At 62.6% G+C, this 21,657-nt stretch carries 23 protein-coding genes and 1 pseudogene; 17 read left to right on the plus strand and 7 right to left on the minus strand.

Features of this window, described 5'->3' with window-relative positions:
- Positions 1 to 85 precede the first annotated feature (85 nt).
- Positions 86 to 529 (minus strand): YajD family HNH nuclease, encoded by a 444-nt coding sequence (locus Thiowin_RS08590; protein ID WP_328987317.1) that lies wholly within the window; start codon positions 527 to 529, stop codon positions 86 to 88.
- Positions 530 to 973: 444 nt separating this feature from the next.
- Here Thiowin_RS08590 and Thiowin_RS08595 point away from each other — a divergent pair, with 444 nt between their 5' ends.
- The 3 genes from Thiowin_RS08595 to Thiowin_RS08605 all read left to right on the plus strand — a co-directional run bounded on the left by Thiowin_RS08595 (position 974) and on the right by Thiowin_RS08605 (position 5,849).
- Entirely contained in the window at positions 974 to 2,389 is a 1,416-nt protein-coding gene (locus Thiowin_RS08595) for a form I ribulose bisphosphate carboxylase large subunit (RefSeq protein ID WP_328987318.1), read from the plus strand.
- A gap of 125 nt (positions 2,390 to 2,514) precedes the next feature.
- Complete coding sequence (locus tag Thiowin_RS08600; protein WP_200280762.1) at positions 2,515 to 2,859, plus strand: ribulose bisphosphate carboxylase small subunit; 345 nt, start codon at positions 2,515 to 2,517, stop codon at positions 2,857 to 2,859.
- Positions 2,860 to 3,173: 314 nt separating this feature from the next.
- Positions 3,174 to 5,849 carry a CsoS2 family carboxysome shell protein gene (locus Thiowin_RS08605; RefSeq protein ID WP_328987319.1) on the plus strand — a complete coding sequence of 892 codons (2,676 nt, stop codon included), beginning with the start codon at positions 3,174 to 3,176 and terminating at the stop codon, positions 5,847 to 5,849.
- 222 nt (positions 5,850 to 6,071) lie between these two features.
- On the opposite strand, the gene Thiowin_RS08610 is transcribed toward Thiowin_RS08605, so the two are convergent.
- Positions 6,072 to 6,227: a hypothetical protein gene (locus Thiowin_RS08610; protein ID WP_328987320.1), complete on the minus strand. Its 156-nt coding sequence runs from the start codon at positions 6,225 to 6,227 to the stop codon at positions 6,072 to 6,074.
- Positions 6,228 to 6,297: 70 nt separating this feature from the next.
- Between Thiowin_RS08610 and Thiowin_RS08615 the strand changes: the two genes are divergently transcribed.
- The 12 genes from Thiowin_RS08615 (at position 6,298) to Thiowin_RS08670 (ending at position 14,396) form a co-directional block, all read left to right on the plus strand.
- Positions 6,298 to 7,779 (plus strand): carboxysome shell carbonic anhydrase, encoded by a 1,482-nt coding sequence (locus tag Thiowin_RS08615; RefSeq protein ID WP_328987321.1) that lies wholly within the window; start codon positions 6,298 to 6,300, stop codon positions 7,777 to 7,779.
- 17 nt (positions 7,780 to 7,796) lie between these two features.
- Positions 7,797 to 8,045: a carboxysome peptide A gene (locus Thiowin_RS08620; protein WP_328987322.1), complete on the plus strand. Its 249-nt coding sequence runs from the start codon at positions 7,797 to 7,799 to the stop codon at positions 8,043 to 8,045.
- A 29-nt stretch (positions 8,046 to 8,074) separates the two neighbouring features.
- Complete coding sequence (locus tag Thiowin_RS08625; RefSeq protein WP_328987323.1) at positions 8,075 to 8,353, plus strand: carboxysome peptide B; 279 nt, start codon at positions 8,075 to 8,077, stop codon at positions 8,351 to 8,353.
- Between the two features lie 56 nt (positions 8,354 to 8,409).
- A complete protein-coding gene (locus tag Thiowin_RS08630; protein ID WP_328987324.1) occupies positions 8,410 to 8,715 on the plus strand; it encodes a BMC domain-containing protein in 306 nt (101 codons plus the stop codon).
- A gap of 75 nt (positions 8,716 to 8,790) precedes the next feature.
- Positions 8,791 to 9,096 carry a BMC domain-containing protein gene (locus Thiowin_RS08635; protein WP_328987325.1) on the plus strand — a complete coding sequence of 102 codons (306 nt, stop codon included), beginning with the start codon at positions 8,791 to 8,793 and terminating at the stop codon, positions 9,094 to 9,096.
- A gap of 288 nt (positions 9,097 to 9,384) precedes the next feature.
- The gene (locus tag Thiowin_RS08640; protein WP_408034181.1) at positions 9,385 to 9,777 is read left to right on the plus strand and encodes a ferritin-like domain-containing protein; all 393 of its coding nucleotides are present in this window, start codon (positions 9,385 to 9,387) and stop codon (positions 9,775 to 9,777) included.
- 79 nt (positions 9,778 to 9,856) lie between these two features.
- Complete coding sequence (locus Thiowin_RS08645) at positions 9,857 to 10,078, plus strand: hypothetical protein (RefSeq protein ID WP_408034182.1); 222 nt, start codon at positions 9,857 to 9,859, stop codon at positions 10,076 to 10,078.
- Between the two features lie 115 nt (positions 10,079 to 10,193).
- On the plus strand, positions 10,194 to 10,406 hold the full coding sequence (locus tag Thiowin_RS08650; RefSeq protein ID WP_328987329.1) for a hypothetical protein: 213 nt from the start codon (positions 10,194 to 10,196) through the stop codon (positions 10,404 to 10,406).
- Positions 10,407 to 10,455: 49 nt separating this feature from the next.
- Positions 10,456 to 11,526: a LysR family transcriptional regulator gene (locus Thiowin_RS08655; protein ID WP_328987330.1), complete on the plus strand. Its 1,071-nt coding sequence runs from the start codon at positions 10,456 to 10,458 to the stop codon at positions 11,524 to 11,526.
- Between the two features lie 8 nt (positions 11,527 to 11,534).
- A complete protein-coding gene (locus Thiowin_RS08660; RefSeq protein WP_328987331.1) occupies positions 11,535 to 12,695 on the plus strand; it encodes a 5-(carboxyamino)imidazole ribonucleotide synthase in 1,161 nt (386 codons plus the stop codon).
- Positions 12,692 to 13,261 (plus strand): 5-(carboxyamino)imidazole ribonucleotide mutase, encoded by a 570-nt coding sequence (purE, locus tag Thiowin_RS08665; protein WP_328987332.1) that lies wholly within the window; start codon positions 12,692 to 12,694, stop codon positions 13,259 to 13,261. The genes Thiowin_RS08660 and purE overlap by 4 nt, the downstream gene beginning before the upstream one ends.
- A 97-nt stretch (positions 13,262 to 13,358) precedes the next feature.
- A complete protein-coding gene (locus Thiowin_RS08670) occupies positions 13,359 to 14,396 on the plus strand; it encodes a type IV pilus twitching motility protein PilT (RefSeq protein ID WP_328987333.1) in 1,038 nt (345 codons plus the stop codon).
- A gap of 46 nt (positions 14,397 to 14,442) precedes the next feature.
- Here Thiowin_RS08670 and msrB read toward each other — a convergent pair whose 3' ends face one another.
- The 5 genes and pseudogenes from msrB to Thiowin_RS08695 all read right to left on the minus strand — a co-directional run bounded on the left by msrB (position 14,443) and on the right by Thiowin_RS08695 (position 19,598).
- Positions 14,443 to 14,850, minus strand: coding sequence for a peptide-methionine (R)-S-oxide reductase MsrB (msrB, locus tag Thiowin_RS08675; protein WP_328988043.1), 408 nt, complete (start codon positions 14,848 to 14,850; stop codon positions 14,443 to 14,445).
- A gap of 165 nt (positions 14,851 to 15,015) precedes the next feature.
- Positions 15,016 to 15,390: pseudogene (locus tag Thiowin_RS08680) on the minus strand (acyl-CoA thioesterase); the annotation flags it as partial.
- Positions 15,390 to 16,283: a transglutaminase family protein gene (locus Thiowin_RS08685; protein ID WP_328987334.1), complete on the minus strand. Its 894-nt coding sequence runs from the start codon at positions 16,281 to 16,283 to the stop codon at positions 15,390 to 15,392. The gene Thiowin_RS08685 and the pseudogene Thiowin_RS08680, both read right to left, overlap by 1 nt.
- On the minus strand, positions 16,280 to 18,928 hold the full coding sequence (locus Thiowin_RS08690) for a circularly permuted type 2 ATP-grasp protein (protein ID WP_328987335.1): 2,649 nt from the start codon (positions 18,926 to 18,928) through the stop codon (positions 16,280 to 16,282). Before Thiowin_RS08690 ends, Thiowin_RS08685 begins: the two co-directional genes overlap by 4 nt.
- A gap of 145 nt (positions 18,929 to 19,073) precedes the next feature.
- Positions 19,074 to 19,598 carry a methyltransferase family protein gene (locus Thiowin_RS08695; RefSeq protein WP_328987336.1) on the minus strand — a complete coding sequence of 175 codons (525 nt, stop codon included), beginning with the start codon at positions 19,596 to 19,598 and terminating at the stop codon, positions 19,074 to 19,076.
- A 162-nt stretch (positions 19,599 to 19,760) separates the two neighbouring features.
- Between Thiowin_RS08695 and Thiowin_RS08700 the strand changes: the two genes are divergently transcribed.
- The gene (locus tag Thiowin_RS08700) at positions 19,761 to 20,360 is read left to right on the plus strand and encodes a CIA30 family protein (protein ID WP_328987337.1); all 600 of its coding nucleotides are present in this window, start codon (positions 19,761 to 19,763) and stop codon (positions 20,358 to 20,360) included.
- Positions 20,357 to 21,655, plus strand: coding sequence for a lytic murein transglycosylase (locus Thiowin_RS08705; protein ID WP_328987338.1), 1,299 nt, complete (start codon positions 20,357 to 20,359; stop codon positions 21,653 to 21,655). The genes Thiowin_RS08700 and Thiowin_RS08705 overlap by 4 nt, the downstream gene beginning before the upstream one ends.
- Positions 21,656 to 21,657: the final 2 nt, after the last annotated feature.

Genomic DNA, 21,657 nt, shown 5'->3' on the forward strand with positions numbered 1-21,657 from the left:
GCTTTTGCTGGGGTTGCGCGCAGTTTAGCCAAGAACTTACTAGCTGCTGGTCGTTTGCGCGTTGATCGGGGGAGGTGCAACCAGCCTAATCACCGCTTGCTTGGGGATTTTTGAGCAGGCCGGCCAATGCGTCGAAGGGGCGGTGGGTACTTGGCGGCTGGATTCCGCCCTGTGTTCTGCTTTGTGTTCCGCCCGGCGTCGGGGAGCGGCCGGCGGCCAGCACGGCCAGATGTTCCTCGAATTTCTGATGCTCGTTGTCGTGGCAGTAAAGGCAGAGCAACTCCCAGTTGCTACCGTCGGGCGGGTTGTTGTCGTGGTCCATGTCCTTGTGATGGACGGTCAACTCGCGCAGGTTCTGCTGACTGAACTCCCGGCTGCAGCGCCCGCACACCCAGGGGTAAAGCTTGAGCGCCTGGGCGCGATAGCCGGCGGCGCGCTCGTCGCTGGCGCGCCGCGCGCTGGCGACAATGCGGTCGAGCTTTTGGGTGTCGATGGGTTTGCCGGTCTTGGGGTGACGGACTTGACTCATGGCGGGCGCTCCGGGACGCGATCAGGCGGCTAAACGACTCTTTGACAGGTGCGTTGGTGACAGGCTGGCGGGTGGTGTTTGCCACCTGCCTCTTGGTCACCACCTCTTGGTCACCAATGCAGAAGCTTGCCGGCGGCTAAATGGGGCTGTCAAGCCGTTGGCGGAAACCAAGAATTCGCGTGCCTGGCAGAGGGTCGATGAGCCGCAGCGACCGAAAAGCATTGTCTGGACGTGTCGATTCGGTTAAAGTTCCCGGCCGTATTGAAACCGATTCCCCGCCGGCTGCTGACATCAGCAATCGTCTATCGATCGCATCAGGAGAATCGATTTTCGTTTAAGTCAGCGGCCGGCTATCCTTGTTCCGATTCGATTCCCAATTTCGATTGTTCGGATTTGAGGCGTCGGCAGGCCGAAGCAGACGCAAACAGACCACAGGAGCTGAGCATGAGCGTAAAAACCTACGACGCCGGTGTAAAAGAATACCGGGACATGTACTGGACGCCCGACTACGTCCCTCTCGACACCGACCTTCTCGCCTGCTTCAAGTGCACCGGTCAGCCCGGCGTACCGCGCGAGGAAGTTGCCGCCGCCGTCGCCGCCGAGTCATCCACCGGCACCTGGAGTACCGTTTGGTCGGAACTGCTGACTGACATGGAATATTACAAGGGTCGCGCCTACCGCATCGAGGATGTTCCAGGCGATAGCGAATCATTTTATGCCTTTATCGCCTACCCGATCGATCTGTTCGAGGAAGGCTCCATTGTTAACGTGCTGACCTCGCTGGTCGGTAACGTATTTGGTTTCAAGGCGTTGCGCCACCTGCGCTTGGAAGATATCCGCTTCCCCATCGCCTACGTCAAGACCTGCATGGGACCGCCCAACGGTATCCAGGTCGAGCGCGACAAAATGAACAAATATGGCCGCCCGCTGCTCGGCGCGACCATCAAGCCGAAGCTCGGTCTCTCGGCCAAGAACTACGGTCGTGCGGTCTATGAGTGCCTGCGTGGCGGTCTGGACTTCACCAAGGACGACGAGAACGTCAATTCCCAGCCCTTCATGCGCTGGCAGAACCGCTTTGAATTCGTCGGCGAGGCCATTCAGTCCGCCCAGCAGGAGACCGGCGAGCGAAAGGGGCATTATCTCAATGTTACCGCCGCCACGCCCGAGGACATGTACGAGCGCGCCGAATTCGCCAAGGAATGCGGCGTCCCCATCATCATGCACGACTTCCTGACCGGTGGCTTCACGGCCAATACGGGTCTGGCGCACTGGTGCCGTAAGAACGGTGTCCTGCTGCACATCCACCGCGCCATGCATGCGGTCATCGACCGCCATCCGAAGCACGGCATCCATTTCCGCGTGTTGGCCAAGTGCCTGCGCCTCTCTGGCGGTGACCATCTGCATACCGGCACAGTGGTCGGCAAGCTTGAGGGTGACCGTGCCTCCACCCTGGGTTATGTCGACCAGCTGCGCGAATCCTTCGTGCCCGAGGATCGCTCGCGCGGTATCTTCTTCGATCAGGACTGGGGCTCCATGCCGGGCGTCTTCGCCGTTGCCTCCGGTGGTATCCATGTGTGGCACATGCCGGCGCTGGTCACCATTTTTGGCGACGATTCCGTGCTGCAGTTCGGTGGTGGTACTCAGGGTCACCCCTGGGGCAACGCGGCTGGTGCCGCGGCCAACCGTGTCGCTGTCGAGGCTTGCGTCAAGGCCCGCAACGAGGGCCGCGAGCTGGAGAAAGAATCCCGTGAGATCATGACCGAGGCCGCGCGTCACAGCCCCGAGCTGGCAATCGCGATGGAGACCTGGAAGGAAATCAAGTTCGAGTTCGATACCGTCGACAAGCTCGATTTGAACTGATTTTTATCCCCGGCCCCACCGATGTTCAGTGCGCGGGACTCCCTTATTGGCCTCTTGGCCTTGGGTAGCCGCGCACTGGCCGCGAACCCTTAGCCGCTGACCCCATTTTTCAGAGGATGCAAGCCATGCCTTTCCAGAGCGTTCAAGGCGATTATCAGACCAAACAAACCCTCGAGACTTTCGGTTTTCTGCCACCCCTGACCCAGGACGAGATCTACGATCAGATCGCTTACATCATCGCCCAAGGCTGGACACCAGCGATCGAGCACGTCCACCCCAGCAACTCCATGAAGGACTACTGGACCATGTGGAAACTGCCCTTCTTCGGCGAGACCGAACTGGCCAATGTGGTCAATGAGCTTGAGTCCTGCCATCGGGCCTATCCGGATCATCATGTGCGTCTCACCGGATACGACAACTATACCCAGAGCCAGGGCTCCTGCTTCGTGGTCTTCCAGGGACGAGGCTGATCCGCCGCGCAGCGGATTGTTCCGGTCTGGTCGGTGGCACGTGGTGCTAAACCCCTGCCATCGCCGGAACCCGAAGACCGCCGATGTCGATCTCCGCGTACCCGATGTTCGAGCACCTCGCCGGAGGTGTACTGACAACGCCGGATGAACGCCCGTCGGGGCCTTATTTGAGCCTGACGATTGAATCGAACAGTGGCTCCCAAACTGGATCACACACTGGATCTAAAGATGGCTTCCAGTTTGGACCAGGGTTTGGTTCAAAGAATGCCTCGAAGAATGCTCTGGAATCGCAGACACAGATAACGGATACCACGATGGCTAGCAAAGCGAACCTGAAAACGAGCGGTCGCGAGGCCGCACTCGCCCGACGCCGCGCACTCTCCACCGGCGGCAAGTCGAAAGCTCATTCGGCAGCCGCCGAGCGCAGTCGCGGTGATTCAGCGCGTCAGCGGGCCAATTCTGGTGCCTCCCACTCTGTCGCTCCCTCGGCTGCCCCCGCAGGTGGCGCGCGGCGGCCAGCGGCGCCTGTCGCGGCAACCCCCGCGGCAATCCCCGCGGCAATCCCGGAACCGAGTTTCGGGTGGTCGCGGCCAACGCAAAACCCGACACCCCGGGCAAGCGGGGCGCGCACCAGGCCGCCAGCGGGTCGGGCGTCAGTGGCACGCGCCCGGCGCGAAGCCCTGTCGCGACAGGGTCGACGCGCGGTCAAGGCAGGGGATCGGGTGCGCGCTGACGTGCTCGCGCAACAGTCCGCCGCGCAGCCAAGCAATCCGGCACGAGCAGGGGCATCCGCCGCGCCGAGTCCGCAACAAAGGCATTCGGTCGCTGAGCAGACCCTCGGGCAACTGTCCGCCAAAGCCGACGTCAAACCTGGCAACGGCAGCGCGCGTATCGGTGCCGGCGCTCGTCTTGGTAGCAAGCCGGGCAATGGCTCGCGCCTTAGCCGCCGTGACAACGGCCTGGGCACGAAACCAACCGGGCGCATGCTGTCACTCGCCCGCCGCGCGGCTCAGTCCGGGCGCGGCAAGGCGGCCACCAATGCACCCACGTCCGCGGCCAGTCTGGCGCGCCAGGCCAATCCCAAGCTGTCAGGTCGGGAATTATCCCAGCGGGTGCGGGCGCAGCGCAGTCATAGTGGTGGCGCGGGTGAGCGCAAATCCGCGCCCGCTGGTCGCATACGGCCCAACGCCACGGCGCGCGGTGCCGAGGATCAGTACTGGAAGGTCGGCGTGAGCGAGACGGCGGCCGGTCAGACGGTGACCGGCACCCGGGTTGGTCGCAGTGTTAAAACAACGGGTGACGAGCCTAGCACCTGCCGTGCTGTTACTGGTACTGAATACATGGGCGCGGATATTTTCCGTGAATTCTGCCACAGCGAGCCGCCGCGCAATGTGCCCAAGGTTGGTGTGAGCCCCTCGGCGCTCGGCAACCGCATCACCGGTAATGAGGTCGGTCGCTCCAGCCGGGTGACAGGCGACGAACCCGGTAGCTGCGAGCGTGTGACCGGAACCGAGTATCTCTCCCCGGCCCATTTCGAGGCCTTTTGTGATATTCGTGCCGGATCCGGTTTAAGCGGATCCGATGCGAGCAGAAGCAGCGGCCGTCGCACCGGCTTGACCGCTACGCAGGGCGGGCAGTCGGTCTCTGGCACCATGGTAGGTCGGCCCTACGTTGGTCATTCGGCGGCTGAAAGTTCGGTTCGGGTCACCGGCGACGAACAGGGCGCCGGCGTCAAAACCACGGGCACTCAGTACACCAACGTGCAGAGCATTGCCGAGGGCATTCCAGCACATCAGGGCGGCGGTCGCTCGGCGGTCGCTCCCTCTCAGAGAAATGTTCCGGCCAAAAAGGCTGTTGCGGAGAGAATGGGTCAGCAGGCCGGATCCAGGGTTCCGCCAAAGGTGGCTGTTTCTTCCACGCTAGCTGGTGGTCGGGTGACTGGCACACTGGTCGGCCGCTCGGCTCAGGTCACTGGAGACGAGCCTGGCAGTTGTCGCTCGGTGACGGGTGATGAGTACCTCTCCAGCGAGCAGTTCGAGACCTTTTGCAACACCCGCCCGGAGCCGGAAGCGTCCAAAGTTGGGGAGTCGCTCACGGCGCTCGGAAAGCGCGTTTCAGGCACTCAGACTGGCCGTTCCGGGCGGGTGACAGGCGATGAGCCCGGTACTTGCAAGGCGGTGACTGGCACGCCCTACGCCGGCATGGAGCAAGTGGCTGAGTATTGCGCGCCCGCGGCGGCCCAGGCCGCGCGCGAGCGCATGCTGCCCATGGCGCGACGCGGTGCCGGCATGACCGGCCGTGGGCCTGGTATTGGCGGCGCAATGACGGGTGATCGCCGTGGTGCCTGTGAACCTCTGACGGGCACGCCTTATCACGGTGCTGATCAACAGGCAGCAGCCTGCGCGGATGGGGGCCCGATGCAGATTGGCGCTGGCGCACTGGCGGCAACGCCCGATGAGCCCGACTTTCCGCAAGCGCTAACCGGCGCGCCCTGGCAGCAATTCAGTGTGAATTCACCAGCGCGTCAGGCCGATCATCAGCGTGCGGCTCGCACTGGCGCCGTGACTGGCACTAATAGCGAGGGTGGCGGACGTATTACTGGACCCTTCGGCATGGCGACGGGAAAGATCACTGGCACCGAGGAGTTTCGCTTCGGCGCCGGCAGTCATGGGCGGCGCGCGGAGGCTAGAGCGGTTGTTCCCGAGGGTAAGCCGGCGACACCAAGCGGTAACCGAGTGACCGGGGAAGGCCAGTCCGCCGGGCTGAAGATCACTGGTGACGACTGGGAAAGGGGCGAGCGCGTCACTGGAACCGAAGGCGCCTGGGCAAAGGGCCGCAATCCGACCCGTCCGGGTCCAATGTCGGCCATGCAGCCGCCGGAGCGCAAACGTAACGAGGAGACCCCCGTCCCTGTCAGTCGTGTCACCGGCAGCAGCGGCAGTACCGACCGCGGCTCGCTGATTACCTACTCTGGCGGAGCTCGCGGCTGAGTCCGGTTGTGGGTCAGGCTAACGGAATCATGCCAAGATGTTAGGTCGCCAACGTCAATCGCCGCGTTCGCTCGGGCTTGCCGCTCCAGCAAAGGCTCCCGTTGGCAGGGGATCGGATACGCGGACCAGTCGAAGCATGCGCTCAGGTGAAAAAACCTCGGCTTTTCGCCCACTATCGGCTGGAGCAGTCTCGGTGGTAGACGCCGACCAACCCAATGGGGATCAAATCTCAGTGGAACAGGCCGGCGCGACACCGCGCGGTCGCGCGGCACAGGAAGCGGCCAGACGCGCGGCATCAGCGCGCGAGCGTTCGTCCGTGGCGGTGAAGCGCGCGACAAAGGTGCCTTCGCCGAGCGTGCGTACAGTGCGAAAACTCAAGACTAGTCAGCGCCCAGCGCCCCCGGGTGGCTTTGCCGGGGCTCGCGGCCGCGGCGCCAGGACGGTCCTGGTGAGTGATCAGGTGAGTGATCAGGGCACTGATCTGGACAGGCGAGCGCAGCTGTTCAACCAGCGCCTGCACCCGCTCACGGATGCCAGTGCCAATGCGCGTTTGTTCGACTATGAATCTCGGGTCAAGGAGTCTTTTGATCGCATTGTGCCCGTGCTCAAAGAGGTCGCGGCCATGCAGTGCGAGCCGCGCTTCGAAGAGCGGGCGCTTGAGTTGATCCGCGCGGAACTGGGTTATGAACTGCCGCGGGAGGAGATCACTAACGCTTGGGTGAGTGGGCTGGACATGCGGCGGCTGTTCGCGATGTCGGTGTTCAAGACCTATCGCCGCATCAGCGATGAGTTCTACACCCATGATCCGCTCAGGGGGCGGGATCAGCAAGGATTTGATGCTTTTCTGCAGGGCTGTGGGTTTCATCTGCTTGATGTCACCCCCTGCGCGGACGGACGCCTGGCCCATGCTATCAGCTATGTGCTGCGTCTGCCCTATGCGGGCGTGCGACGCAAGTCCTATGCTGGCTCGCTGTTCGATGTCGAGAACACCGTGCAGAAATGGGCCGAGACTGAACTCATGCGCTTCCGCGAGGGGCGCCCAAACACGGCCGATGCGCCAACCCGATACCTGAAGACGGTCATGTACCACTTCAGCTCGGTTGACCCCTCGCACCAGGGCTGCGCGGCCCATGGTTCCGATGATGAACTGGCCGCGCGCGCCGGGCTGGAACGCCTGCAGGCTTTCCAGCAGGCGATTGAGAATACCTATTGCTGTGGTGCCTCGGTGGATTTGCTCTTGATTGGTCTGGACACGGACACTGACGCTATCCGCGTGCATGTGCCTGACCGCGACAGTCACATCGACCTGACGCGTTGGGTCGATGGCCAGAAGCTCTACGAGATGACACGCGGCATGGCCCCGGAGCAGGCGCGAGGACATATTTTGGAGCTGGTGCGTGCTCACGCCGCCGAACATTCGCGCGCATGCGGTGGCGAGTCGCCGGCCGAGGGGATGCTGCGGCTGATCGCGCGACTGATAGAAAACAATATGTCGCAAATTGATTATGTGCGCGTCTACCATCAGGGTGGTTATGCCGACATCGGTCATGCCGAGCGCTTCATTGGTGCAGGCATCGGTTTCGAGGAAATTCAACTGCGCAACCTGACATATTTTGCCTATCTGGCGACGGTCGAGGAAGGCGCGGCCGATATGGACGTCGGCATCAAGATTTTCTCCGGGCTCAATGTCAGCCGCGGACTGCCAGTGCCGGTGATCGTGCGTTACGACTACCACGGTGGCGTGCCAGGGGCGCGTGAACGGGCCATTGAACATTGCGAGCGCATCGCCGGCGCGCTCAAGGCGCGCTACCCCAAGCTGTGCGCCGATGGGCTGCTGCACTGTTTGCGTGCCGTGCGTGACTGCGATGCTGGCGCGCCAATCGAGGTCGTTGGCTGTTCGCTTCAGTCCCAGAGCGCGGCGGCGCACTGAGCGCGGAGCGAACTGTCATGAAAATTTGTCAGGTTCTCAAGCCATTGGTGTCGACCAATCGGATTTCGGGCTTCGAGCACAAGCATCTGCAGGTGGTGCTTGACGGCAGCAGCAAGATGGTCGCGGTTGACGCGGTTGGAGCCATGCCGGGCGACTGGGTCATTTGCGTTGGCAGTTCGGCGGCGCGCGAGGCTGCTGGCAGCAAGGAATATCCAAGCGATCTGACCATCGTCGGTATCATTGATAACTGGCAACCGGAGACCTGAACCGGCGGCGCGGGTTGGGTGACTGGCGCATGGATATTTTTCAGGTAGTCGGTACGCTAGTTTGCACGCTGCGAGTGTCCGGTTTGGACCATTGCAGCCTGCGGGTGTTGCGCGATGCCAAAGGCAAGCTACAGGTCGCGACCGATCCGGTCGGCGTGCGGCCCGGGAATTGGGTATTCACAGTGAACGGCTCAGCCGGTCGCTATGCGATGGGGGACGCAAAAATTCTGACCGATCTGACCATCGGTGGAATTATCGATGACTGGGAAACTGAAGTGATCCCGGTATCGGCGACAGTCGCGTCTTAGGCAAACCGAATGAAACTGATCGCGCCTCGGGCGAGTTGAAATGAGGAGACATTGATATGGCAGGCGAGAACTACGGTATCGCGCTGGGCATGATCGAGACCCGTGGTCTTGTGCCAGCGATCGAAGCGGCCGATGCGATGACCAAAGCCGCCGAGGTGCGGCTGATCGGGCGCGAATTTGTTGGCGGTGGCTATGTCACCGTGCTGGTGCGTGGCGAGACCGGCGCTGTAAATGCCGCTGTGCGCGCCGGCGCGGATGCCTGCGAGCGCGTGGGCGATGGCTTGGTGGCCGCTCACATCATCGCGCGTCCGCACGCGGAGGTGGAGTCGGTTTTGGAGTCGAGCGGGCAACAACGTCGCTAGGGGCCCGCTGATAGGCGGTTGATGGCCGCAACCTTTTTGCTTTTCTTTTTTAGCGTAGATAGACGGAGAAACACAATGGCGAACGAAACCATGGGTATTGCGCTTGGCATGATCGAGACGCGCGGTCTGGTTCCTGCGATTGAGGCGGCGGATGCGATGACCAAGGCGGCGGAAGTGCGTCTGATCGGTCGGGAATTCGTTGGTGGCGGCTATGTGACCGTGCTGGTGCGTGGTGAGACCGGCGCCGTGAATGCTGCCGTGCGTGCTGGTGCCGATGCTTGCGAACGCGTCGGCGACGGTTTGGTCGCGGCACACATCATTGCACGTCCGCATCGTGAAGTTGAGCCTGTGCTGCCAACTGGCGGACCAGCGGCGTCCTGATCTTCATCGGAATTCAACGCCAGCCCAAAGTGAGTTTGGTTTCGGCCGCTGCGCTGGCGGGCTTCTCAGGACGATAAGCCCGCCAGCGCACTGAGCGCGACAACTCTACCGAGTGTTCCGGCTTGGTGGCGCTGATGTTTTGTCGCGACCGGCCGCCCAGCACATTAACTCGGCACATCAAATATTTACCTTAGTCTACAGATGATGCAACAGCCAAGGGTTCACCCCCGCACTCTCGGGTATCTTGGGCGCGCACTGAGTCTGGAGTACTCAGCGGTGCAGCAGTACATGACTCAGGCCAACCTGGCGGATGTCTGGGGGCTGCGCGAGGCAGCGGATCGTTTTCGTCACGAAACGGTCGAGGAGATGCGCCATGCCGAGCGCATCGTCAAGCGTATGCTGGGTGTCGGGGTTGTGCCGAACTCCTCGCAGTTGCGCCCAGTCACCCTGGCCGGCAACCTGGTCGGTCTGCTCAGGCAAAATGCGGTGCTTGAGGCCGAGATCGTTGCGCTCTATGACGAGGCAACCCGGTTTTGTCAAAGTATCGATGACGGTGAAAGTGCCGAGTTTTTTCAGGGATTGCTAAACGACGAAATCGCCCATGCCGAGGAAGTTGACGCATGGCTGAAAAGCTTAAGCGGATTTGAAACAAAGGGATGGAATGACCGCGCCTACTTCTGAGACCCGTTTTGAGAATGGTTCTGGGCGCGAACCCAGTGAGGCTCCGCGTCGAGAGGGCTGGGTCCGGCGGGAACGCCCGATGCGCCTGGAGCGACGACTGGAGTTCCCAGACTATGAGGCGACCAGAGTTTTTTTGGAGCGGGCAGGGGGTCTATCCGAGGAAATGGATCTGTACCCAAATCTCAGCTTCGGTCGGACCTACGTGAACATGACGCTATTTGCCGACGAGAACACAGGCGCGCTGAGCCCCGATGCCCTGGTATTCGCCGGGCGCATTGATCGATTGCTTGATCCGTCCTGAACGATAGTTATCCGACCTTAGCGCGATCAGGCCTAACGAGCAGGTCGCCATCCTGCGTGAAATCTTGATTCCCTTCCATGCGCGAGCGCAAGCCGCGCCCTGAGAGGTGTTTGCCATGTCCGAGAACACTGAGACCCCGACTGCCTCGACTGATACATCTGCAAGCAACAGCACGACCAAGGCGGGCGCGGGGAGCGGGCGTCGCAAATCCTCTTCGTCGACCCGCGGCACTGGCGTGTCTTCCGGTTCAGTGTCAACCTTGGGTCCGCTGCTCGATCCCATGCGCGAGGATGTTTTCAGTACCAGCACTCGGGTGTGGCCAGACTGATTTTTCCTTGCGTGCACAATCGCTTGCCAACGGGCTCGTGGCGTCTCTGATGGCGCTAAAATGCACGACCAAAGCTGGGCTGTCGGATCAGGATCCGGGGAGCTCGGGTGCCGATTATCTGGTTCGCCACTGCACTCTACGCCAACTCCAGTTGCTCGAGGCCATTGTGCGGCTCGGGAGCTTTACCCGTGCCGCCGAAGAGCTGTTTCTCACACAGCCGACGGTGTCGATGCAAATCAAAAAGCTCGCGGAATCCATCGGCACACCACTGTTTCATCATGTCGGGCGCACAGTTGAGCCAACCGACGCTGGACGCGAGGTTTACGCGGCCTGCCGCGACATCCTAAACGGCCTCGCCAACCTTGAAACCAAGCTAGCGGATCTCAAAGGTCTGCGGCGTGGCCGGTTGCGCTTGGGCGTCATGACGACGGCGACCTATGTCGCGCCGGAGATTCTGGGGGCGTTCTGCCAGCGCTACACCGGCATTGATGTGTCCCTGAATGTCACCAATCGCGATCAACTTCTCGAGCGGCTCTGTGCTCAGGATGACGATCTCTATGTCATGGGCCAACACCACGACTTCGGGCAAGAGGTGGAGGCCGTGCCTTTTGCACCCAATCCGCTGGTGATGATCGCGCGTAGCGATCATCCGCTGGTTGGACAGCCCGGGATTCCCATGAGCCGTCTGGCTGATGAGGATCTGCTGCTGCGCGAGCCCGGCTCAGGTGTGCGTGATGCGGTTCTCGGGCACTTCGCCAGGTCAGGCGTCGAGCCTCGTGTGCGTATGCAGCTTGGCAGCAGCGAAACCATCAAGCATGCCATTCTTGGCGGCTTGGGCATCTCGGCACTATCGTTGCACTCGGTGCGGCTCGAAAGCGGCGGTGGGCGCTTCGCGGTGCTGGATGTGGAGGGTTTCCCTATTCGGCGGCGTTGGCACATCGTCTATTCGCGATCACGCGAGCTGTCGCTGGTTGCGCGGACCTTTCTTGATTTCGCCATTGCCAGTGAACCCGATATCCGGGCTCAACTCGATGAAGCAATGGCGGCCTTAAGGCGCGTGTCAGGACTCCCCGCAGCCGTGGCAACCTCTTCCGCTATCCCCACTGGAGTCATCTCATGAGGGGCGCCATGGATCAGGATATCTTTCGCTACCCGGTCGCGCGCATTGGCATCATCGGTGGTGGCCAGCTCGGGCGCATGCTGGTAAAGGCGGCCAAGCAGATTGGCTGTACCTGCACGGTGCTTGATCCCACCCCTAATTCTCCAGCCGGGCAGGTATCAGGGCATCAGATCGTCGCCAACTATCAAGACGCCGCCGCGCTGCGGGAACTGGCTGAGTCGTGCGATCTGACCACCTTCGATCTTGAAGATATCAATAGCGACATCCTGACCGAACTCAGTCGCGAGGGACGGCCCATCTTTCCGCACCCGCGGTTGCTTGCGGTGGTGCAGGACAAGCTGCGCCAAAAAGAGGTGCTTGCCGCGGCTGGTATCCCGGTGGCGGACTTTCTTGCCATGCCTGAGCCCGATGCCGCGCTCTGCGCTGAATTCGGCTACCCATTGGTGCAAAAGGCCAGACGTGGCGGTTATGACGGCCGTGGTGTCGCCGTGCTGCGTGGGCCCGGGGAGTTTGACGGTCATTTACCTCTGCCCTCCCTGATCGAGCGCTTTGTGCCAACAATCAAGGAACTTGCGGTGATGGTCGCGCGTGGGCGAGACGGCGACTGTCGCTGCTATCCGGTGGTGGAAATGCGTGTGCGCCCGGAGCAGAACATCCTTGATTGGCTGCTAGCTCCCGCGCGGATCGACCCCGGTATCGCGGCGTCGGCCCAGCAGCTAGCGGTGCGCACTGTCCAGGCGCTCGACGGTGTGGGGATTTTTGGCATTGAACTGTTTCTCGCCGCGAGTGGCGATCTTTTGGTCAACGAAGTGGCACCCCGCACCCATAACTCTGGCCATTACACCATTGAGGCTTGCATGACCGATCAATTCGAGCAGCATCTGCGTGCCATCGCCGGCTTGCCCCTGGGCGCGACCGATCTGCTGTGTCCAGCGGCCATGGTGAATCTGCTCGGCGCGCCCGGGCACCATGGTCGCCCGGTGATCAGAGGTCTGCGGGCGGCGCTGGCCATTCCTGGCGTGTCAGTGCATATTTATGGCAAGGCCGCGACCCGTCCCTATCGAAAAATGGGTCATGTGACGGTGCTGGATACCGATCTCGAACAGGCACTGCGCAAGGCGAAACGGGTTCGCGAGCTCATCGAGATCACCGGAGAGGATCATCCATGACTGGAGTTCAGTCAGCCCGGCCGAGAGTCGGCATCATCATGGGCAGCGATTCGGATCTGGCGGTCATGCAGGCCGCGGCGGACTTGCTCGCCGAGTTTGGTATTGCGTTCGAGCTTACCATCGTCTCCGCGCATCGCACTCCACGGCGCTTGTACGACTACGCGACCACAGCAAGCCAGCGTGGCCTTGAGGTCATTATTGCCGGTGCCGGCGGAGCAGCCCATCTCCCTGGCATGACTGCCGCCATGACACCGCTGCCGGTCATCGGGGTTCCAGTTAAAACCTCGGTACTCAGTGGACAGGACTCGCTACTCTCCATTGTGCAAATGCCTGCTGGCGTGCCGGTGGCGACCGTGGCCATCAATGGCGCGCGCAATGCCGGATTGCTGGCGGCGAAAATGCTTGGCATCGCGGATTTGGGAATTCGCGCCCAAGTGGAGGAGTTTGCCCGGCGCATGGAAGAGCAAGTTCTTGCCAAGGCCGTCGCGCTCGAAAATGGGGAACTCGCTCACAGTCGCGCGGCAACCCAGTCATCTACTCCGGCAGATTCGCGGCGGGCAGGCTAGAATCCAAAAGCAGATGGGTTGAACGCGGTCTCGTGCTGTCTGGCCAGCCGGCACTGTTTCACCCCGGGTTTTTTGTAGCGCAGCAGCGGAGATCCAGATGGACATTGCCGAGCTTCTGGCATTCAGCGTAAAAAACAAAGCATCGGACCTGCACCTGTCCGCGGGTTTGCCGCCGATGATTCGCGTCGATGGCGACATGCGCCGGATCAACGTGGCACCGCTTGAGCATCGCGCTGTTCATGGGTTGGTCTACGACATCATGAACGACAAGCAGCGCAAGGACTACGAAGAGTTCCTGGAAACAGACTTTTCCTTTGAGATTCCAGGAGTGGCGCGCTTTCGTGTCAATGCCTACAACCAGAAGCGCGGGGCCGCGGCCGTGTTCCGCACCATTCCCTCGCAAGTGCTGACGCTCGAGGAGTTGGACGCGCCGGCCATCTTCAAGGAAATCGTCGAGGTCCCACGTGGGCTGGTTCTGGTCACTGGACCGACGGGTTCAGGTAAGTCGACCACCCTCGCGGCAATGATTGATTATCTCAACAAGAATCGCTACGAACATATCCTGACCATTGAGGATCCGATTGAGTTTGTCCACACCAGCCGACGTTGTCTGATCAACCAGCGCGAAGTGCATCGGGATACCCTGGGCTTTAGCGAGGCATTGCGTTCGGCCCTGCGTCAGGATCCGGACATTGTTCTGGTTGGCGAAATGCGTGATCTCGAGACCATTCGGCTGGCGCTGACGGCAGCGGAAACCGGCCACCTGGTGTTTGGCACCCTGCACACCAGTTCGGCGGCCAAGACGATTGACCGTATCGTGGATGTCTTCCCGGCTGCCGAGAAGACCATGGTGCGTTCCATGCTCTCGGAATCCTTGCGCTCGGTCATCTCCCAGACCTTGCTCAAAAAGCCCAATGGTGGCCGGATTGCAGCCCACGAGATAATGATTGGCACCCCGGCCATCCGCAACTTGATTCGCGAGGATAAGGTCGCGCAAATGTACTCGGCCATCCAGACCGGTCAAGCCCATGGCATGCAGACGCTCGATCAGTGCTTGCAAGAGCTTGTCCGTAAAGGACTGCTCAAAAAGCACGATGCACGTGCGAAAGCCCAGAACAAGGAAAGCTTTAGCTAACCTCTGGCCAAGGGCCTTGATGCCAGCTGCCTCGATGCCTGCTGGCCTATGGGTTTTTTTTGGCCGGCTCGAAGTGCAGGGAAACCGAGTTAATGCAATAACGCAGCCCGGTCGGTGCCGGGCCATCCGGGAACAGGTGCCCGAGATGGGAGCCGCAACTTCGGCAATGGACCTCGGTACGCAGCATGCCGTGGCTATGGTCTTGGCGTGTGGCCACCGCGTCCTGGTCGATGGCGTCAAAAAAGCTCGGCCAGCCAGTGCCTGAGTCAAATTTCTGTGTTGAATCAAACAGCCGCGCGCCGCAGGCGACGCAGGCATAGCGCCCGGCGTCTTTGTTATCCCAGAAGGCGCCGGTGAATGCCGGTTCCGTGCCCTGCCGCCGGCATACCCGGAATTGCTCCGGGGTCAGTTCCTCCCGCCATTGGTCGTCAGTCTTCTCGATTTGCTCGCTCATCGAAGGGGCTCCCTTGGTCTTGGTTTTGTCGGGACTTGGGCTTGGGTCTGGGTCTGGGGTGCGGGACCCCGGGTGTGCGCGATGGGTTGCTGGCATCGCGCATGTGAGTGCCTGTGCAAGATCCTCTGGCAAAGTGGTGGGTTTTTGCCGCTCCGGGTCAATGCAACAGTGGCGGGTGATTCCCGTCGCGGCAAGGATGTCGCTGTCGTTCAGGCACCGGTAAGCGAGGGTAAAACGGGTCGCTTCGCGCTGACTCAGCGTGAGTTGGACGCGGATGCGCTCGCCGTGGTGCATCGGCGCGCGGTAGTCGGCCTCGGCGTGGATGAGTGGCAGCAGGATCTCGCCTTGTCGGATGAGTGTATCAATGGGAAAGCCAAGTGCCTCCATCCAAAGCTCATAGGCGTCGTGCAGGTGGCGAAACAGATGGCCGAAAAAGAGTCGCCGCGCGGCGTCGGTGTCGTGTAACGCGACGCGAAACTGGTATTCGAACGGATGCCTCGCGAGTGACATCTCGGGTTGATCTTGGATGGAAACAAGCATTAGCAGGCGCCGTCCGCGGGCAGGATGCGATCAACATCCACCGCGACCGTGAGTTCGTGCTCGCCACCGCCGTAAAACACGCCGCGCACAGGCGTGACATCCTGGTAGTCACGGCCGATGGCGGTGGTGATGTGCTGCTCGCCGATCAAGCTGTCGTTGGTCGGGTCGAAATCCACCCAGCCATGACCGGGCACGAACAGCGAGAACCAGGCATGGGATGCGTCGGCACCGCGCAATTTGGGCTGCCCCGGCGGCGGCAGGGTTTCGAGATATCCGCTGACATAGCGCGCGGCCAGCCCCAGGCCGCGCAACGCGGCGATGCCAAGATGGGCAAAGTCCTGACAAACGCCGCGTCGGTGGGCGAGCACCTCGCTGATGGGCGTGGCGATGGTGGTGAAGCTCGGGTCATATTCGAAGTCGCTGAAGATGCGATTGACCAGCTCGCGGGTGGCGTCGAACAGCGGCCGACCGGGCGGGAAGCTGGCGCGGGCGAAGGCAACCGCATCCGGTTGCTGGGCGATGGCGGGCGAGGGCAGGGTGAAGGCGCGCGCCGCCAGATGCTTGGCATCAGGGGTCTCGCGCAGGCGCTTGGGCACGCTGTCCCAGGGCGGGTCGGCATCCGCGGCGGGTAGCGCCGGGATGGTGACTTCCACCTCGCTGGTGGCGCTGATCTCGAGCATCGAATGGGATTGCTGCAGCGAGAAGTAGCTCACCCTGTTGCCGAAAAAATCCTGATGTTCGCGCGTGACCGAGGGCCAGGGCGTGACCCGCAAGCTGGTATTGATCACGCGCTGATGATTCATGGGCCTGGGTTTGAGATGCGCCACGCTATGGCACAGGGACACAGGCGCCGCATAGGCATAGCGGGTGACATGACTGACGCGATATTTCATGCGCGGCTCCCGGGCCTGGGCGGTTCCTGGTTGCCGCGCGGATCAATGAGGTAATGCGGCTGTTCTTCGTGGCGGAAGTATTGCGCCGTGAGCGCGTTGGAGAGTCCGCCTAGGCCAGTCTCGATACTGGTCAGCAGGCGATTGAGCGCCTCGCGGCGCGCGGGCGCGTCATCCACCGCCGGCGCGGCCTGGCTGAGTTGATCGAGTTCCGCCAGGCGCAGGTCAGTGACCAGGCGTAGCATGATTTTTTGCGCCTGACTGCGTAGGGGCTGATTCTGGGTGCGCGGCATGTCATCGACAAGCTGCTGCAATTGCACCAGCTGATAGGCCAGGGAGCGCGGATTGGTTTCGTCCTGAAAGACCAGGTCCAGCAGGGCGCCAACCCGGGTGCCGGCGCGGTAGCGGCGGCGGTAGGTGATCAGGCTGTCGGTCACGCCCAGCACGGCCTCGATGGTCAGGGTCTCGTCCGGTTCGCCGCTCACGGCGACCAGGGTGGCGCGCAGCAGGGCGGCGATGTCACGCCCGCGCTCGAGCCGGCGACCAGCCTCCAGAAAATGCCAGCCTTCGTTGTGGGTCATGTTCTCATTGGTCAGCGCGGCGAAAGCGACTAGGAAGGTCACCAGGGGGTCGAGCACATCCAACACCCCATTGAGCGCCTGGGGTTGATGTTCAGTGAGTGCGTGCAGGCTTTTTTCAATAGCGTTGACCACCCGCCAGGTGTCGTTCGAGAGGCGATCGCGCACCGACCAGGCCGCCTGTCCCAGGGCCTGCAGGGTTTGCGGCAGGGCGCCGGCGCGCTCGGCATTGGTGATGAGCGAGAGCATTTCCTCGGTGGGTTGGGCGAGACGCTGCTCGGCGCCGTCGCCGACAAAGCCCGGGTAGGTTTGGCTTTGGTAGGTCAGCGCCTGCAGCAGCAGATTCAGACAGCAGGAATTGTTGACCTCGGGCGCGAAATTGAATCTGTCCCCGAGCTTGATGAGCGTGACCCGCAGCAGCCGCACCAGCCCCTCGGCGCGCTCGGTGTAGCGGCCAATCCAAAACAGATTGTCGGCGACCCGGCTCGAGACCTCGCTTTCCTGCACCACGGCCGGCCTGCCGCGCTCGCCTGGCACCACCAGGCTCTCCTGGCGTTCGGGCTCGGTGGCCAGCACCCAGGTGTCCTTGCCCAGACCGCCAAGCTGGTTGGAAACAATGGGCGTGCTTTGATTGAGCGCCACCCGGCTCAGGCCCCCGGGCATGACCACATAGCCGTCCTGATCGGCCACCAGGAAAGAGCGCAGCACAAAGGGCCGCGGTTGCAGACGGCCCTCGATATAGGCCGGCGTGGTGGAGGGTTTGGTCACCTCCTGGGCGACAAAGAACGCGGGCTCGGCGCGAATGGCCATGATCAGCGCATCGCGCTCCGCGCCTTCCAGCTCCTTGCCCAGCCAGCCGCGCGGGCTGCCGAGACCGCCGGTCTGGCGGATGGCGACTTGGTCGATGCGCTCAATCACCCGCTCGCGTGCCTCGGGATCACCGCACCACCAAGTGTCCCGCTGCGGCAGCAGCAGTTCCTCGCCGAGCAGATGCTGGCACAGCCGCGGCAGCAAGGAAAACAGGCCGGGATGCTCCAGCACGCCGCTGCCCAGGGCGTTGGCCACGGTTAAATTGCCAGCGCGCACCGCCGCCAGCAGGCCGGGCACGCCGAGCAGGGAATCCTCGCGCAGTTCGAGCGGATCGCACCAAAGATCGTCCACCCGGCGGATGAGGGCATCGATGCGTTCGAGGCGTCCCAGGGTGCGCAGCCAGAGCGCGCCGTCGCGTACCGACAGATCGCTGCCCTGCACCAGGCCGTAGCCGAGATAGTTCGCCAGATAGGCGTGCTCGAAATAGGCCTCGTTGCTCGGTCCCGGGGTCATCAGGGCGATGCGCGCCTCGTCCGGCTCCCCGGGCGCCAGTCGCCCGAGCGCGCGGCGCACGGCGCGGAAAAAGCCGGCCAGGCGATGCACATGGGAGTCACGGAACAGACTTGGCAGCACGCGCGAGAGCACCACGCGATTTTCCAACGCATAGCCGGCGCCGGAGGGGCTCTGGGCACGGTCATCGAGCACATACCAGCGCCCCTGGCCGTCGCGGGTCAGGTCCGCGCCATGGAGCACCAGCGGCTGGTTGTCGGCAACCTCGGCGCCGACACAGGGCAGCAAATAGCCCGGGTAGCCATCGATCAGCTCGGGCGGGATCAACCCCTTGCGCACCAACTGGCGCGGCCCGTGGAGATCGACCAGGATCTGGTTCAGCAACTCGGCGCGCTGGATGAGTCCGCGCTCAAGCTCGGCCCATTCGTCGCCGCGCACCAACAGCGGGATGGGATCCAGCTCCCAGGGGCGCGACATGCCGCGCGGATCGCCATAGACGTTGTAGGTCACGCCATTGTCGCGCACCAGCCGACGGGCCTCCCGCGAGCGCGCGGCAATGCTGTTGGGTCCCAGGGTGCGCAGGGATTCGAGCATATACTGCCAGTGCGGGCGCAGGCGACCGTCACCCGCGCGCATCTCGTCGAAGCTGCTCGGCAAGGGCAGGTAATGATCGAGCAGGGTCGACGGCTCGCTGGCGTCGCCGGATGCGGCAGCCAAGGCCGTCGCGGTGACCGGATCGATTGCGGACATCTTGAGTCTCTGGCCTTGGGGCGGCTTGGTGAAGGCGATGCGGTGGAGGTCAGCCAGGGCGTCAGCGCCCGGCTGCCGGACCAGGGCCGGGCGGTGCGGCGGTCAGGGCCGGCGGTGGTGTGGTGAGTTGATTCGCACTCAGTGCTTAGTAAACCCAGGGCACGAATTTCCGCACCCGCTGGGCGTAACCGGGATAGTCCGGGTGGCGCTCAGTAAGCCAGGCTTCCTCTTTGTTCGCCTTATAATCGAAAAAGACAAAGCCGGCGATCAGCACCAGCAGATGCGACAGACTGAGATTGTAGAGCGTCCAGGCAAAGGCGGCAAAGAGCTGGCTCGAGTAGAGCGGATGGCGCACGATACTGTAAACGCCCGTCTGCACCAGTTGACTGTGATCAACCGGGTAGGGCAAGGGGGTTAGGTACTCGCGAATGTGCAGCGAGCCGAAACCGGCGAACAACACGGCCGCTACACTGGCGGGAATCACCAGCACGAGCAGCCAGGGTTGCAGGGTCGCGAGCAGCGCGCTATCGACGCCCGGACGCCAGGCTGGCATGATCGCGAAGATGAGAATCAGCGCGAATTGGATCGCCACCAGATACTCGCCACGGTGGCCCTTGAGGCTGTGGCGCAGGCGCTGAAACAATGACGGGGGAGTGGAAGCTTGAGACATAATCAGGAGGTGAACTCAGTGGGTTGGTTGGCAAAGGAGAGAGCGCATGACGACTTGGTCAGCGGCTGTTGTCAGTCGGGAGCAGGGCGCGCCGGCTCCAGGTCTGCCAGCGTTGGACTTTGGTTTTGGCTTATTGTAGCCCTGTTGGCGTGGGAGGTTGTCATGGCGGATGAACGGGGAGCGAGCGCCGGAGTATCCGGTGGTGCGCCAGAGGCTGGGCTGGAGCGCCCGGTTGATGGCTGGCTGATCGACGATTTTCGCGATCCTACACACTCGCGACTCGGCACCTCCTGGCGTGCCGTGAGCGATCAGGTCATGGGTGGCGTTTCAAGCGCGCGCATGCACCGCATCCACAGCGATGGCCGCGATGCCCTCTGTCTGGAAGGCGAGGTCAGTCTGGAGAACAATGGCGGCTTCGCGCAAATCAATCTGGATCTGGCCGCCGATGGCCCGCTCGATGCCAGTGGCCATGCCGGCGTTTGGCTCATCCAGCGCGGCAATGGCGCGGACTACAGCCTGCATCTGAAAACCTTCGCGACACGCCTGCCCTGGCAGTCCTACCGCGCCGGTTTCGCGAGCACCCCCAACTGGACCCTGGTGCGGCTGCCCTTTGCCGATTTCGTCCCCCATCGTTTGGACCAGCCCCTGGATCTCACGCGGCTCAAGCGGCTCGGGCTGGTGGCCATCGGCCGCGCGATGACCGCCGAGCTGTGCGTGACCGAGGTCGGCTTTTATCGCGACGCCAAGATAGGTGGTCAATGAGCGTAAAGCATCCCCGAAAGAAACCTCTCGGGAGTTCCCAGCGGCTGTTGCCCTTTGCCGTCACGCTGGCGCTGCTGTTCTCGCTGTCGCCAACTCAAGCGCGGGAGCCGAAACAGGAGCCGGAGCCAAAGTCAGAATCGGAATGGGTGCAAGCGCCTGTACTGGTCTCTTGTGGCGGGCCTTTCGCGGACTGGTTGGCCGCTGTCGCCGCCGAAGCCCGCGCCCAGGGGCGTAGCGAGCAAGCCCTAGCGCTGCTGGCGTCTTTGTCGCCAGATCCCAGAGTGCTGGCGCATGACCGCTCCCAGGCCGTTTTCACCCAAGACTGGCTCACCTTCGCCGGGCGCATGGTCAATGCCTATCGCCTGCGTCTTGGGCACGAGCATCTGCGCGATTGGGCCAGCACCTTCACCCAGGCCAAGGAAGAATACGGCGTGCCGGGTCCGGTTATTACCGCCTTCTGGGGGCTGGAGACCGACTATGGCCAGGTGCTGGGGGATTTCGATACCCTGCGCGCTTTGGCGACCTTGGCGCACGACTGCCGCCGCTCGGCCTTGTTTCGCGAGCAACTGCTGGCGGCGTTGGAGCTGCTCGACCATGGCGATCTTGCCGCGGCCGACCTCAAAGGTGCCTGGGCGGGAGAAATCGGCCAGATTCAGCTGCTGCCGTCGGATTATCTGCGCTTGGGCACCGATGGCGATGGCGACGGCCGAGTCGATCTGCGCGCCTCCAAGGCGGATGTGATTCTGACCGCCGCGCGTCTGCTGCAAGATCTCGGCTGGCGCGCCGGCGAACTCTGGCTGGAAGAAGTCCGGATCCCCGAGCAACTGCCCTGGGCCGAGGTGGGGCTCTACAACCGCCTGCCACGCGAGCGCTGGGCGGAACTCGGCGTGCGCGCGGCCGATGGCTCCCCGCTGTTGGCCGATGGCATCGCCAGGGCCGAACTGCCCGCCGCGCTGCTGCTGCCCATGGGACGTCATGGCCCGGCTTTTCTGGCCTATCCGAACATGGATGTGTTTCTGCAATGGAACCAGTCCCTGACCTACGCCACCACGGCCGCCTACTTCGCAACCCGCTTGGCCGGCGCGGAGAAGGTTAATCCGCGCACCCCGGATCCCGGTCTGTCAAGCGAGCAGATGAAGCAGCTCCAGCGCAAGCTTAAAGACCTTGGCCACGATGTCGGCAAAATCGACGGAATTCTGGGTGCCAAAACCCGCGCCGCCGTGCGCGCCGAGCAACTCCGTCGTGATTTCCCGGCCGATGCCTGGCCGACGCCGGAGCTGCTTCAGAGGCTGTAAAT

The organism is Thiorhodovibrio winogradskyi (genome assembly GCF_036208045.1).
Taxonomy (GTDB): Bacteria; Pseudomonadota; Gammaproteobacteria; order Chromatiales; family Chromatiaceae; genus Thiorhodovibrio; species Thiorhodovibrio winogradskyi.